Annotated in this window: 11 protein-coding genes; 9 read left to right on the forward strand and 2 right to left on the reverse strand. The window is 59.1% G+C overall.

Translation table 11 applies throughout. The features are described 5' to 3' along the window. The first annotated feature begins 62 nt into the window (after positions 1–62). From lon to cmoB, 5 genes are all read left to right on the forward strand, one after another. Positions 63–2,480, forward strand: coding sequence for an endopeptidase La (gene lon / locus PFAS1_RS05840; RefSeq protein WP_076028511.1), 2,418 nt, complete (start codon positions 63–65; stop codon positions 2,478–2,480). A 202-nt stretch (positions 2,481–2,682) separates the two neighbouring features. Continuing rightward, complete coding sequence (locus PFAS1_RS05845) at positions 2,683–3,075, forward strand: protease inhibitor I42 family protein (protein ID WP_074873979.1); 393 nt, start codon at positions 2,683–2,685, stop codon at positions 3,073–3,075. Positions 3,076–3,077: 2 nt separating this feature from the next. Next, complete coding sequence (locus PFAS1_RS05850) at positions 3,078–3,722, forward strand: lysoplasmalogenase (RefSeq protein ID WP_076028512.1); 645 nt, start codon at positions 3,078–3,080, stop codon at positions 3,720–3,722. Between the two features lie 138 nt (positions 3,723–3,860). After that, positions 3,861–4,640: a carboxy-S-adenosyl-L-methionine synthase CmoA gene (gene cmoA, locus PFAS1_RS05855; RefSeq protein ID WP_198044973.1), complete on the forward strand. Its 780-nt coding sequence runs from the start codon at positions 3,861–3,863 to the stop codon at positions 4,638–4,640. Beyond that, positions 4,637–5,593: a tRNA 5-methoxyuridine(34)/uridine 5-oxyacetic acid(34) synthase CmoB gene (cmoB, locus tag PFAS1_RS05860; protein ID WP_076028513.1), complete on the forward strand. Its 957-nt coding sequence runs from the start codon at positions 4,637–4,639 to the stop codon at positions 5,591–5,593. The genes cmoA and cmoB overlap by 4 nt, the downstream gene beginning before the upstream one ends. Positions 5,594–5,687: 94 nt before the next feature. Here the strand turns inward: cmoB and tadA are convergent, their stop codons facing one another. Next, the gene (gene tadA, locus PFAS1_RS05865) at positions 5,688–6,182 is read right to left on the reverse strand and encodes a tRNA adenosine(34) deaminase TadA (RefSeq protein WP_076028514.1); all 495 of its coding nucleotides are present in this window, start codon (positions 6,180–6,182) and stop codon (positions 5,688–5,690) included. Next, complete coding sequence (locus PFAS1_RS05870; protein ID WP_156886699.1) at positions 6,182–7,558, reverse strand: multicopper oxidase family protein; 1,377 nt, start codon at positions 7,556–7,558, stop codon at positions 6,182–6,184. Before PFAS1_RS05870 ends, tadA begins: the two co-directional genes overlap by 1 nt. 302 nt (positions 7,559–7,860) lie before the next feature. Between PFAS1_RS05870 and PFAS1_RS05875 the strand changes: the two genes are divergently transcribed. The 4 genes from PFAS1_RS05875 to PFAS1_RS05890 all read left to right on the forward strand — a co-directional run bounded on the left by PFAS1_RS05875 (position 7,861) and on the right by PFAS1_RS05890 (position 14,040). Continuing rightward, positions 7,861–12,642 (forward strand): RHS repeat-associated core domain-containing protein, encoded by a 4,782-nt coding sequence (locus PFAS1_RS05875; protein ID WP_076028515.1) that lies wholly within the window; start codon positions 7,861–7,863, stop codon positions 12,640–12,642. Continuing rightward, positions 12,642–12,998 (forward strand): hypothetical protein, encoded by a 357-nt coding sequence (locus PFAS1_RS05880; RefSeq protein ID WP_076028516.1) that lies wholly within the window; start codon positions 12,642–12,644, stop codon positions 12,996–12,998. Before PFAS1_RS05875 ends, PFAS1_RS05880 begins: the two co-directional genes overlap by 1 nt. A 47-nt stretch (positions 12,999–13,045) precedes the next feature. Further along, positions 13,046–13,420: a hypothetical protein gene (locus PFAS1_RS05885; RefSeq protein ID WP_076028517.1), complete on the forward strand. Its 375-nt coding sequence runs from the start codon at positions 13,046–13,048 to the stop codon at positions 13,418–13,420. Positions 13,421–13,830: 410 nt separating this feature from the next. Next, complete coding sequence (locus PFAS1_RS05890; RefSeq protein ID WP_076028518.1) at positions 13,831–14,040, forward strand: hypothetical protein; 210 nt, start codon at positions 13,831–13,833, stop codon at positions 14,038–14,040. Positions 14,041–14,097: the final 57 nt, after the last annotated feature.

Raw genomic sequence — 14,097 nt, forward strand, 5'->3', positions numbered from 1 at the left:
CCCATTGAAACCACCCGCCACCTGCCCCATCTAACACCCATACCCAATTGCGCAGGTGCCCCATGACCGACCAGCAAGAATTCCCCGAAGACCCGAGCGACTACGCCGACCCAGAGAACGCCGAACACCACTCCACCGGCAAAGGCCTCGCCCTGCCAGGCCAGAACCTGCCGGACAAGGTCTACATCATCCCGATCCACAACCGCCCGTTCTTCCCGGCCCAAGTGCTGCCGGTCATCGTCAATGAAGAACCGTGGGCGGAAACGCTGGATCTGGTGAGCAAATCCGATCACCACTCCCTGGCCCTGTTCTACATGGACACGCCCCAGGAAGACCCGCGTCATTTCGACACCTCGGCCCTGCCGCTCTACGGCACGCTGGTCAAGGTGCATCACGCCAGTCGCGAAAACGGCAAACTGCAATTCGTCGCCCAGGGCCTGACCCGCGTGCGCATTCGCACCTGGCTCAAGCACCATCGCCCGCCGTACCTGGTGGAAGTCGAATACCCGCACCAGCCCACCGAGCCGACCGACGAGGTCAAGGCCTACGGCATGGCGCTGATCAACGCGATCAAGGAACTGCTGCCGCTCAACCCGCTGTACAGCGAAGAGCTGAAGAACTACCTCAACCGCTTCAGCCCCAACGATCCGTCGCCGCTGACCGACTTCGCCGCCGCCCTGACCTCGGCCACCGGCAGCGAGCTGCAAGAAGTGCTCGACTGCGTGCCCATGCTCAAACGCATGGAAAAAGTCCTGCCGATGCTGCGCAAGGAAGTCGAAGTCGCGCGCCTGCAAAAAGAGATTTCCGCTGAAGTTAACCGCAAGATCGGCGAGCATCAGCGCGAGTTCTTCCTCAAGGAGCAACTCAAGGTCATCCAGCAAGAGCTGGGGTTGACCAAAGACGACCGCAGCGCCGACATCGAGCAGTTCGAGCAACGGCTGACCGGCAAGGTTCTTCCGCCTCAGGCGCAAAAACGCGTCGAAGAGGAAATGAACAAACTGTCGATCCTTGAAACCGGCTCGCCGGAGTATGCGGTGACCCGCAACTACCTCGACTGGGCGACCTCGGTGCCGTGGGGCGTGTACGGCGAGGACAAACTCGACCTCAAGCACGCGCGCAAGGTGTTGGACAAACACCATGCCGGCCTCGACGACATCAAGGACCGCATCCTCGAGTTCCTCGCGGTCGGCGCCTACAAAGGCGAGATCAGCGGCTCCATCGTGCTGCTGGTCGGCCCGCCGGGCGTGGGTAAAACCAGTGTCGGCAAATCCATCGCCGAATCCCTCGGCCGGCCGTTCTACCGCTTCAGCGTCGGCGGCATGCGCGATGAAGCCGAGATCAAGGGCCACCGCCGCACCTACATCGGCGCGCAACCGGGCAAACTCGTCCATGCGTTGAAAGATGTCGAAGTGATGAACCCGGTGATCATGCTCGACGAGATCGACAAGATGGGCCAGAGCTTCCAGGGCGACCCGGCCTCGGCGCTGCTGGAAACCCTCGACCCGGAACAGAACGTCGAATTCCTCGACCACTACCTGGACTTGCGTCTGGACCTGTCGAAAGTGCTGTTCATCTGCACCGCCAACACCCTGGACTCGATCCCCGGCCCGTTGTTGGACCGGATGGAAGTGATTCGCCTGTCGGGTTACATCACCGAAGAAAAAATCGCCATCGCCAAGCGTCACCTGTGGCCCAAGCAACTGGAGAAGGCCGGCGTGTCCAAAGGCAGTCTGTCGATCAGCGACAGCGCGTTGAAAGCGTTAATCGATGGCTACGCCCGCGAAGCCGGGGTACGACAGTTGGAAAAACAACTGGGCAAACTGGTGCGCAAAGCCGTGGTGAAACTGATCGACGAGCCGAAAGCGGTGATCAAGCTCGGGCCGAAAGACCTGGAAGCCTCACTCGGTCATCCGGTGTTCCGTAATGAACAAGTGCTGTCGGGGACTGGCGTGATCACGGGCCTGGCCTGGACCAGCATGGGCGGCGCGACCTTGCCGATCGAAGCCACGCGGATTCACACCTTGAACCGCGGCTTCAAACTCACCGGGCAATTGGGCGAAGTGATGAAGGAGTCGGCGGAAATCGCCTACAGCTACGTCAGCTCCAACCTCAAGTCGTTCGGCGGTGATCCAAAGTTCTTCGACGAAGCCTTCGTTCACCTGCACGTCCCGGAAGGCGCCACCCCGAAAGACGGCCCGAGTGCCGGGGTGACCATGGCCAGCGCTCTGCTCTCGCTCGCCCGAAACCAGCCACCGAAAAAAGGCATCGCCATGACCGGCGAACTGACGCTGACCGGGCATGTGCTGCCGATTGGCGGCGTGCGTGAAAAGGTGATTGCGGCGCGGCGGCAGAAGATCTTCGAGCTGATCCTGCCCGAGCCTAACCGCGGGAGCTTTGAGGAATTGCCGGATTATCTGAAGGAAGGGATTACCGTGCACTTTGCCAAGCGTTTTGCGGATGTGGCGAAAATCCTGTTCTAACCCCCGTAACTGATCGTTCCCACGCTCTGCGTGGGAATGCATCCTGTGACGCTCTGCGTCACGCTGGTGAAGGGACACGGAGCGTCCCGGGCGGCATTCCCACGCAGAGCGTGGGAACGATCATCTCCCGCAACGCCGTCACAATTTGTCTCATCTTCAGTTATGCTCGCCGTTCGTCGTGAATGCCGGAGCCACTGACCTTATGTCCCCCACTCGCCTGTTTGTCCCCCTCGCCCTCTCTTTGCTGGCCGCCTGCGCCACGCAACCGAAACAGAACGTGACCGTGGAAAAACAAAGCGAATGCCCAGTGCAATTGCACAACGGGCAAAACCTGATCCTGACCCTGCCAAGCAACCCGACCACGGGTTATCGCTGGACGATCCAGGATTCGGCCGGTGGCGTATTGCGCGCGCTCAGCCCCGAGGTCTACAGCAATCCGCAAGACGCGGGGATCGTCGGCAGCGCCGGCCTCTCCACCTGGCGCTTCCAGTCCTTCGCCGCGGGCACTGGCCGTTTGCGCCTGATTTACTCACAGCCATGGGAACCGGAAGTACCGGCAGTGGAAACCTTCGACTGCGCGATCTCGGTTAACTGATCGTGGGCTGGCTGATTCTGGCGCTGATGGGCGCGGTGACGTTCCTCTACGGCGTCAGTGTGCATGCAGCGTTGCTCTGCCTGCTGGTCAAGCCGCTGCCGGTATTGGCGCTGCTCGGTTGGTTGCATGACGCACCGCCCAGCGAATATCGGCGCTGGATCAGCCTTGGATTGATTTTCTCCCTGCTCGGCGATGTGTTGCTGGCATGGCCCGGGGACTTGTTTGTGTTCGGACTCGGCGCGTTTTTGGTCGCGCACCTGGCGTACCTGAAAGCCTACTTGAGTGATTGCCGGCGACTGGCGCTATTGCCACTGATCATCGCGTTGGGCGTCGGCGCGGTGTTGTTGGGGATTCTGATTTCCAATGGCCTGGGGCCGCTGCTGATCCCGGTGATCATCTATGGTCTGGCCATCAGCGCCATGCTCTGGCGCGCCCTCGCCAGACTCGGTACCGATGTGCCCAAACGCTCGGCGTTGCTGGCGGCTGCAGGCGCGGTAGCGTTTGTGTTTTCGGACAGCGTGATTGGCATCAATCGGTTTGTGATGCCATTCCATGCCGCGCCTTACGTGATCATCCTCAGCTATTGGTTGGGGCAATGGGGGATTGCGGCGTCGGCCTTTTCTCAATCCGCTCACCGCCCCCAATAGATCGTTCCCACGCTCTGCGTGGGAATGCCGCCCGGGACGCTCCGCGTCCCTGCGCAAGCGTGACGCAGAGCGTCACAGGATGCATTCCCACGCAGAGCGTGGGAACGATCAGTGCGTAACCCCGTCAATTTGGCTAAAATGCCGGCCTTTTCCACCTACACCGCTGGAACCGCCGTGAGCAAAGAATCCGATCGCCTTTTCGCCCAGCCTCTGGCCCAGGTGCCTGACTTCGCCTTTAACGAGGATGTGGTGCGGGTGTTCCCGGACATGATCAAGCGCTCGGTGCCAGGTTATCCGACCATCGTTGAAAACCTGGGCGTACTTGCCGCGCAATTCGCCCAGCCCAACAGCGTGCTTTACGACCTCGGTTCGTCCCTCGGCGCGGTGACCCAGGCCCTGCGCCGTCACGTGCGCACCGACGGCTGCCGCGTCATCGCTGTGGATAACTCGGCGGCGATGGTCGAACGCTGCCGCGAATACCTCAACGGTCAGGACTCGATGTTCCAGGAGTTGCTGCCGGTGGAAGTGATCGAAGGCGACATCCTGGCCCTCGAATTCCAGCCAGCCTCGGTGGTGGCGCTGAACTTCACCCTGCAATTCATCGCCCCGGAGCAGCGCACCGCGTTGCTTTCGCGCATCCGCCAATCGCTGCTGCCCGGTGGTGCGTTGATCCTCTCGGAGAAGCTGCGCTTCAACGACCCCGAAGAACAGGCGCTGCTCACTGACCTGCATGTCGCGTTCAAACGCGCCAATGGCTACAGCGAACTCGAGATTGCCCAGAAGCGCAGCGCCATCGAAAACGTCATGAAGCCCGACAGCCTCGAAGAACACCGCGAGCGCTTGCTGGCCGCCGGGTTCTCGAAAGTCGTGCCGTGGTTCCAGTGTCTTAACTTTGCCTCGTTGATTGCCTTGCCATGATTGATCTCTCCCCCCTCGCCCGCCGTCTGGCCGGTACTCCGCTCGCCGACTGGGCGAACACCCTGCAGGCGCAACTCGACAAGAAAATGGAAAAGGGTCACGGCGATCTGGAGCGCTGGCAGAGTGCGCTGGACGCCTTGCCGAAGATTCAGCCGAAGGTCGTCGATTTACTGAATGGCCTGACGCTGGACACCGATTGCGATGACCAAACCCGCGTTCAGATGCGCACCGCCCTGATGGGTTTATCGCCGTGGCGCAAAGGGCCGTTCGATCTGTTTGGTGTGCACGTCGATACTGAATGGCGGTCGGACTGGAAGTGGTCGCGGGTTGCACCGCATCTGGATCTGAAGGGTAAACGCATCCTCGATGTCGGCTGCGGCAATGGCTATTACATGTGGCGCATGCTCGGTGCCGGGGCCGACAGCGTGATTGGTGTCGACCCGAACTGGCTGTTTTTCTGCCAGTTCCAGGCGGTACAGCGCTACCTGTCCGAACCCAACGCCTGGCACCTGCCGTTCCCGTTCGAAGACCTGCCGCCGAACATGGAAGGCTTCGACACGGTGTTCTCCATGGGGGTGTTCTATCACCGCCGCTCGCCGATCGAGCATTTGCTGGCGCTGAAGGATTGCCTGGTCAAGGGCGGAGAACTGGTGCTGGAGACGCTGGTGATTGAAGGCGATCAGCAACAGGTGCTGGTACCGGAAGACCGTTATGCGCAGATGCGTAACGTGTGGTTCCTGCCGTCGGTGCCGGCGCTGGAGCTATGGCTGCGTCGCGCCGGGTTCACGGATGTTCGCTGTGTGGACGTTAGCGTGACCACGGTCGAGGAACAGCGCGGGACGGAGTGGATGAAGTATCAGTCGCTGAGCGATTTCCTTGATCCGCAAGATCACAGCAAGACCATCGAGGGCTTGCCAGCGCCAATGCGCGCCGTCATCGTCGCCCGCAAATAAATCCCCTTCCAATGATCGTTCCCACGCTCCGCGTCCCTTGCGGATGTGACGCAGAGCGTCACTGGATGCATTCCCACGCGGAGCGTGGGAACGATCAGTCTCTACTGGCTCTTCGGGCCTTGAAGAACTCGCTCAACACCGCCCCGCACTCCTCGGCCAACACCCCGCCTTCATACAGCACTCGGTGATTCAAGAATCCTTGGGTAAAAAACTGCCCCTGGCTTTGCACAATCCCGGCCTTCGGCTCCAGCGCCCCATACACCACCCGCGCAATCCGCGAATGCACGATTAGCCCGGCGCACATGCTGCATGGCTCAAGCGTTACATACAGCGTGCTGCCGGGCAGACGATAGTTGCTGGCGGCCAACGCGGCAGCGCGGATCGCCACCATCTCGGCGTGGGCACTCGGGTCGTTGGCGCTGATCGGGCAGTTGAAACCCCGACCGATGATTTCACCGTCCTGCACCAGCACCGCGCCCACCGGCACTTCACCGAGCGCCGCGCCTTGGGCGGCCAGGGCCAGGGCTTCACGCATGAAGTCACGATCACGGCTGCGATCAATGATTGCTGTCGGGCGTATCTGACGCATCAGGCCACCTCAATGGCGGCCATCAGGCCGGTTTCCATGTGGTCGATCACATGGCAGTGGAACATCCAGATCCCAGGGTTATCCGCCACCAGCGCCACTTGCGCGCGCTCGTTCTTGCCCAGCAAGTAGGTGTCCGTGAAATACGGAATAACCTTGTGCCGGTTCGACGCAATCACCTTGAAACTCATGCCGTGCAGGTGAATCGGGTGTTGATACTGAGTCATGTTCTTCAATTCGAAAATGTAGCTCTTGCCCTTCTCGAGCTTGGCAATCGGGCGGTCGGCGCACGTCTTGTCGGTGATGTCCCAGGCCTTGCCGTTGATCTGCCACAGGCTCGGCGGCTTGCCATTGTCGACGTTGACCGACACTGAGCCTACCCATTCGAAATTGAAGTTGAGTTTCTCGGCATTGGCCAGGTCCGGCTCGGCCACCGGGTTGGCGGGCAGCGCGGGTGGCCACTCGGTCGGTGCATCGGTGTTCGCCACCGAACGGAACGTGCCCAGCCGTACCGGGCCATTGCGCAGGGACAGCTCTTCACCGGCCGGCGGGGCCTTGATCGCCAGGCAGATACGCATGCCCGGGCCAAGCCAGTACTCCTTGCCAAGTGGTCGCGGTTCGATGGGGTTGCCGTCCAGCGCGTAGATCTGCGCTTCGACGCCAGGGATGTTGAGGCGGTAAGTCAGGGTGTTATCGAGGTTGAGCAGGCGCACCCGGGTGATCTGCCCGGCGGGCAATTCAATCACCGCTTGCGCGACACCGTTGATGGTCGACAGGCGCCCCGCCGTGCCACCACGGGCCGCTTCGCGAGGAATACTGAACGCGACAAAAGCGCCCTCTTCATCGACGTGCCAGCTCTTGAGGCTCAAGGTCTTTTCGTACTTGAAGCCGGTAGGCTCGCGCTCTTCGATGATCAACGGGCCAACCAGCCCGCGACCCAGTTCCTCGCTGCTGTTCACATGCGGGTGATACCAGTAACTGCCGGCGTCGGGCACGCGGAATTTGTAGTCGAAGTATTCGCCCGGCAGCACTGGAAGCTGCGAGACGTAGGGCACGCCGTCCATTTCCAGTGGCAGGCGGATGCCGTGCCAGTGAATGGTGGTGGCAACCGGCAGGTGGTTGATGAAGCGCACCCGCAGCCATTCCCCCTGACGCACGCGCAACTCGGTGCCAGGCGCCGACGGGCCGAACGCCCAGGCTTCGGTCTTGTGCCCGGGCACCAGTTCAACGTCCAGCGGTGCGGCGATCAGCTCGTAGTCGTGGCCCGCGTCGACGTCGGCCATCTTGCCCAACCAATACCGCGACGCGCCCCCCGCTCCGACACCAACGACAACAAGACCGGCCAGGCCACCGAGGATTTGGCGACGGGTAAAGGACATGAACTCAACTACCTCACGTATCAGCGACAGGCACGGGGGCCTGTAAAAGGCGAATACGATACACCTGCGGTTGAGAAACAGTAAGGGTGACTCAAGGCCGCACATCACCTGCGGCGAGGAAGCTGGCTTCCGCTCGGCAGCGAAGCGCTGTTAATAAAGGAATTGCCCTACATCAATTCCCACCTTTCCCTACTTCTTTCCTGATTGATCCCCCGCAAAGTCCCCGCGCCTAATTTTCTGCGCGAGGGATTGTTCATGTTTGACCCGGTTTATAACCCCGCCTCCTATCGTTCGGTGCGTTGATGGAGCACATCGCCCGTATCGAGCAGGAACTCGACAGTTTCCCGGGCACCCTGTCCCTCTACCGCGAACAGCTCAAACACTGGTTCAGCCAAGCGGCGGACACGGCCAGCCGCGCCGCTGATCTGCCGTCGTTGATGGGCATGGAGCGGATCATCCGGTTCAGCAACGCCAGCACCGCTGTCAGCAGCGACGATGACGAGTTTTTATCCACCGTCGTGCAGTGCCCGAAAGGTGGATTGCTGGAAATCGAGAGCAAGTTTGAATCGGTTTATGACATCCCCGTGGGGAATATTCAGGTCGATGTGATTGCGCTGGAGAGCGGCGAAACGACGCTTGTCACCCTTGATGAAAATGGCAAAGGGACGTTCATGGGGGATGAGGGCAAGTTCTACCGCCTTCACGTCCACCACGAAGTCACACCGCAGCACGTTGAAGATCTTTTCTCTTCCTACAACGGCCTGACGAAGGAACTTGAGAGATGGCTGCGTGATGAATGGAAGTCGTTTAAGCCGAAGTGGCCGGAGTCTTCTTCGGTTGCTGTAGGCAATGGATTGCTCGCGGGAAGTTGGGCGGCAATTGAGGGCGTGTGGGACGGCATCGGTCTGCTGTCGGACATCCTCAAGGATCCCGGGAAGTTTGGCGAGCGGTTGGGCGAGAGCGCCGCAGAACTGCAGAAACTCGCGCAAGCCGCCCCCGATGTCATGGAAAAAGCCCAACTGTTGGCCAGTGACGAAGCGGCGCTGTACCTGCTGCTACGCACCGCCAGCCTCTGGTTGGACATGCTGCCGCCCGGCGAGATCGCCGGCAAAACCGCCGAGGCCGTGTCGACGGTAGTCGTGCAGTTGCTCATCGACATTCTGATCGGGGTTGTCCTGACTTTCGCCGGGGCAGGTGCGGGCATTGCCTACCTGGGTATGCGCATTGCGAACTATGGCGCGCGGATCGTTGAGGCTGTTCAGGGCTTCGTCAAAGCGATTTTCAGCATCATCAACAGCTTCACCGCCTACGTCGACCGCTACAAAAAAGTCGCCGCACGCGGCGTTGTTGCGGGTCTGAAAAAAGGCCGCATGCAGCTGCGTTGGGATGCCAAGCGCAACACCACGCTGAAAAAAGACGAACACCACGACGACGCCCCGGATCAGGCGAAAAACCCCAACGGTGACAGCGCCGATTCCGTCGATAAAACCGCGACCAATAAATGCCCGGTGTCGATGGTCACCGGCGAGGAACTGCTGACCCTCAACGACGGTACGCTGGACGGGATTTTGCCGTTCGAGTTCACCCGCCTCTATCGCACCAGTGCGGTGGAGATCGATTGCGGGCTCGGGTTTGGCTGGAGTCATTCGCTGTCTCATCGACTGGAAATCGAGGGCGACAGCGTTATCTGGATCGACCACGAAAACCGCCGTACCACCTTTCCGTTACCGAATATCGAACGCCCGGCGATTCACAACAGCCTGTCGCGGGCGGCGATTTATCTGGGTGACGAGCCGGAAGAACTGATCCTCGCCCAGGCGGGCGAAAAATCGCGTTTTTTCCATTTCCGTGCCGGGCGTCTGACGGCGATCAGCGATGCCTACGGCAATCGGCTGACGGTGCAGCGGGACATTTCTGACAGGATCAAGCGCCTCGATAACGGCGCCGGGCGCTCCCTTCTGTTGCGCTATGACCGCCGCCATTTGCTCGCCATCGACTATCAGCGTTTTCAGCCCGCCGACACCCTGGAAGACGCCTGGCGTACCGAGCAAACACTGGTTGCCTACCGCTACGACGCTCGTCATCGCTTGATCGCCGCCACCAATGCCGCTGGCGAAAGCGAGCGTTACGACTACGACGATCAGCACGTCATCCTGCAGCGGCAGTTGGCCGGTGGGGCGAGTTTCTTCTGGGAGTGGGAAAGGTCCGGTAAGGCGGCCCGCTGCATCCGGCATTGGGCGTCGTTTGCACAAATGGACGCGCGTTACGTCTGGGACGACCACGGCCGTGTGCGGGTTAAAAACGCCGACGGCAGCGAAGAGGTTTACGTCCACGACGAGCGCGCGCGGCTGGTGCGCAAGGTCGGGCTGGACGGCGGCGAACACCTCAAGGCTTACGACGACCACGGTCGGCTGTTGGCCGAGCAGGACCCGCTCGGCGCCGTCACCGAATACCGTTACGACGAAGTCGGACGGCTGATCGCGCTGATTCCACCGGAAGACGAGCCGACGGCCTACGAATACCGCAACGGTTTCCTGCAGGCGCGGTACCGCGGTCAAGCGGTGTGGAAATACCAGCGCAACGCCCAGGGCGACATCACCGAAGCGAGCGACCCCGACGGCCAGGTCAGCCACTATTACTACGACGACAAAGGGCAACTGCTGTCGATCCGCTACCCGGACACCAGCCGGCACGTGTTCGTCTGGAACGCCCTGGGGCAACTGCTAGAAGAGACCTTGCCGGACGGCGGTCGGCGGCGCTTTTCCTACGATGCGCTGGGGCGGCAGCTTACCCGTCAGGACGAACATGGCGCCGTCACCCGCTACCAGTGGGATGCCGTGGGCCGACTGCTCCAGACCATATTGCCTACCGGCGCCAGCCGCGCGTTCAGCTACAACGCCTACGGCAAGATCACCGCCGAACGCGATGAACTGGGTCGCATCACCCGCTACGAATACCTCGACGACCTGCACCTGGTCAGCCGCCGCCTCAATCCCGACGGCACCCAGCTGCGCTACCGCTACGACAACGCCCAGCTGTTGCTCACGGCAATCGAAAACGAATCCGGCGAAACCTATCGCCTGGACTACACGCCCAACGGCTTGATCCGACAGGAAACCGGCTTCGACGGCCAACGCACGGCGTACGCCTACGACCTCAACGGCCAGTTGCTGGAGAAAACCGAGTTCGGCGACGACGGCTCGCAGCGGCTGACCGCTTACCAGCGAGATTCGGCCGGACGCCTGCAGGTCAAAACCCTGCCCGACGGCAGCCAGGTTGAATACCGCTACGACCGCCTCGGCCGGTTGGTCAGCGTCGACGACGGCCACGACCATCCGCTGGAATTCGAATACGACTCGCAGGACCGCTTGATCACCGAACATCAGGGCTGGGGCACGTTGCGTTATGGCTACGACGCTTGCGGCCAGCTCAATCGCCTGCGCCTGCCGGACGGCAGCAAACTCGATTACCACCACGCCCGGGGCGGCGCGCTGACCGCGATCGACCTCAACGGCGCGCGGCTCAGCGAGCACCAGTTCGCCTTCGGCCGCGAACAGCAACGCCAGCAGGGGCAGTTGCTCAGCGAATATGCCTACGACGATCAGGGCCGGTTGAAGGCCCACGCGGTCAGCCAACAGCACCAAGCGCTGTATCGCCGCGACTATGCCTACAGCGCCAACGGCAACCTCGACCGCCTCACCGACACCCGTCACGGCCAACGCAGCTACCACTACGACCCGCTCAACCGCCTGATCCGCGTCCGCCACACCCGCGATCAACCCCCGGAAAGCTTCGCCCACGACCCGGCCGGCAACCTGCTGATGCACGATCGTCCCGGCCCGTCCACCGTCAAAGGCAACCGCCTGCTGATCCAAGGCGACCGCCACTACGACTACGACGCCTTCGGCAACCTGATCCGCGAACGCCGCGGCACCGGGCAAAAACTCGTCACCGAATACCGCTACGACGGCCAGCACCGCTTGGTCGGCGTCACCACCCCGGACGGCCGCAGCGCCAGCTACCGCTACGACGCCTTCGGCCGCCGCATCAGCAAAACCGTCGACGGCAAGACCACCGAATTCTTCTGGCAAGGCGACCACCTCATCGCCGAAAGCAGCCGCGAGCACTACCGCAGCTACGTCTACGAACCCGGCACATTCCGCCCGCTCGCCATGCTCGACGGCAAAGGCCCGGACCAGGCCTGCCCGTTCTACTACCAGCTCGACCACCTCGGCACCCCGCAAGAACTTACCGATTACAGCGGCGACATCGTCTGGTCGGCGACGTACAACGCCTACGGCCAAGTCACTCGCCTGGCGTTCGGCGGAGGAGAACAACTCGAGCAACCGTTGCGCTTTCAAGGGCAGTACTTCGATGCCGAGAGCGGCCTGCACTACAACCGACATCGGTACTATGATCCGGAGGTTGGACGGTACCTGACGCCGGACCCGATCAAGTTGGCGGGTGGGCTGAATCAGTACCAGTACACGCCGAATCCGACGGGATGGGTTGATCCGTTGGGGTTGAGCGGGAGTTGTCCGCCGCCTAATAAGCTTGGGTGTGGGGCGCCGGATGATACGACTGGCGCTAGGGTGGATGAGGGTGAGCCGGCGCTGCCGAAGCTGACGGGTGATCAGCGTAGGGCGCGGATTGATGAATTGGCGGAGGCGGTTGTTCATAGGCGATTGAAAGAAATGGAAGATTCAATTGATGAGGCCCACTTTCTACAGAAACATGGGGCTCAAACCACTCTGCAGTCCCAGCTTCAGCGAGTGCAAGAAGGCAGGAACCCTGGGACCGGCGAAATAGATAGGTACCAGAGAGGAAGGCGAAGGGGCGAGCCCGTAATACCCTCTGCGGCGACACACTTTCTCAGCCATCGCGATCAGATGAATGCGATACAGCGCGCACAGTTGATTTTTAAACAGAGTGGTTTGAATGCTTCCAAGCGTCCAATTGAAATGGGTAAAAAAATAGGAGAGGGATTTAAGAGAGACGGCTTGCAGTACGGTGAACAAACTAGAGCAGTAGTTTACTTGAATTCAGCGGGTCAGCCTATAACAGCTTTTACGGATTTTGACTAATGAAAAATTCTTACAATATCTGGGATATACGTAGTTTGCTTTTCGTTTTTGATATAGAAAATACACGTGACTTGAAAAGGGAAGAAATAATAGTTTCGAAGGACGTGAATGATGAGAATGAGCTCGCTGAGCTATTTGATCTCTTGCTGCGTCCGGAGTTTTTTATCTATAGCCAAAAAGAGCGGCAATTACTTATTGATACTTTGGAGTATTTTTTAGGTTGTGGCGACAATTTCGATGGGGTTTTTTCAAAAATTGACACTTATTTTGATGAGGATGTTAAGGATCAGAGAGGGTTTATGATAGTTCTTCTTAACTGTTTGAAGCGTTATAAGTCTGAGGACGATGATAAATAATAGTGTGGATGAACTTGTCCGTTTTTGAAAGGTAGCGAGGCCAGCGAATGACTAGATATGAAGCCGTAGTGCTGGCAATAGGTCCAGTGGTTGAAGAAGAGGTCTTGTTGCTCGTTAAGGGCCTGGAAGTTAAATGCTTCGCAAGCTACTGCCCATCAAGAATTGAAATGGGAGAAACCTGTGAGGTGGAATTCGATTTGGTGCTTGCCGATACTGATGTAGTTGCTGCGGCAGAGGAGTCAATCACTACACTGATAGAAATGAAAGATGACGGATTTTCATGCGCGCTTTATGGGTATTTGGATGGGGGTGTGTTTCGATCTTTTGTGGATTTTTCGGATCAGGACATTCACTACGACTATCCTCATCTGAACGGGCGATTCGTAAAAGTTAAGGTAGATCGAATAGACGTTTCTTTCTGACGGAAGTTACGGGGCTTACGGACATAGAATAAATAAATCTGTTCCCTTTCACTTAATGTGCTGCTGGGCCGTTTGGAGTGATATCAGTCGAAAAATGATGGAGCATGAATTATGCCTGAAGTTATTGAGGGAAGATGGTCGCTTGATGATTTCAAACGCTGGACTTGTAGAGAGACAGACGCAGAGTTGTTTGACGATGAGTACGCGGAGGATCCTGATGGTGTTGATATGAATAATTTAGGAGAGTGTGGAGATGCAGGAATTTTACAGTTGATTTCGAATCCGGACTGTAGAGCTCGATCATACTTTGCTGATCTGTTAGTTCTCAGTCTATGCAATGTGTTTCGGCCTGTCAGGGACCTGCCGTTTCATTTTTCTCGATTTCTGGGATTAAGTCTCTGGAAGACTACATGTCGGAAGTTGAAGAAGTGGCGGTGCGTGTTTACGAAGCATGTTTGGTGATCGATAGTATGAAAAACATCGCCGATCCTGCTATTCAATCGTTATACAAGCAAATTATGGATTTTAGGCATGATGAAACTAGCTGCGTGCTTGAGTTTTATTGGAGCTGTCGGAGAAAAACAGATCTCAGTTTGTTTGAGACTGATGCGGATAGTTAAGCAGTGCGAGTTAGGTCTATTGCTCAACGTCGGAAATTCGCTCCGGTTTTGTACTTG

Source organism: Pseudomonas frederiksbergensis, assembly GCF_001952935.1.
Lineage (GTDB): Bacteria > Pseudomonadota > Gammaproteobacteria > Pseudomonadales > Pseudomonadaceae > Aquipseudomonas > Aquipseudomonas frederiksbergensis.

Coding starts and splice junctions, on each gene's coding strand:
- lon (WP_076028511.1), top strand. CDS start 63: ATGACCGACCAGCAAGAATTCCCCGAAGACCCGAGCGACTACGCCGAC.
- PFAS1_RS05845 (WP_074873979.1), top strand. CDS start 2,683: ATGTCCCCCACTCGCCTGTTTGTCCCCCTCGCCCTCTCTTTGCTGGCC.
- cmoA (WP_198044973.1), top strand. CDS start 3,861: ATGCCGGCCTTTTCCACCTACACCGCTGGAACCGCCGTGAGCAAAGAA.
- cmoB (WP_076028513.1), top strand. CDS start 4,637: ATGATTGATCTCTCCCCCCTCGCCCGCCGTCTGGCCGGTACTCCGCTC.
- tadA (WP_076028514.1), bottom strand. CDS start 6,182: ATGCGTCAGATACGCCCGACAGCAATCATTGATCGCAGCCGTGATCGT.
- PFAS1_RS05870 (WP_156886699.1), bottom strand. CDS start 7,558: ATGTCCTTTACCCGTCGCCAAATCCTCGGTGGCCTGGCCGGTCTTGTT.
- PFAS1_RS05875 (WP_076028515.1), top strand. CDS start 7,861: ATGGAGCACATCGCCCGTATCGAGCAGGAACTCGACAGTTTCCCGGGC.
- PFAS1_RS05880 (WP_076028516.1), top strand. CDS start 12,642: ATGAAAAATTCTTACAATATCTGGGATATACGTAGTTTGCTTTTCGTT.
- PFAS1_RS05885 (WP_076028517.1), top strand. CDS start 13,046: ATGACTAGATATGAAGCCGTAGTGCTGGCAATAGGTCCAGTGGTTGAA.
- PFAS1_RS05890 (WP_076028518.1), top strand. CDS start 13,831: ATGTCGGAAGTTGAAGAAGTGGCGGTGCGTGTTTACGAAGCATGTTTG.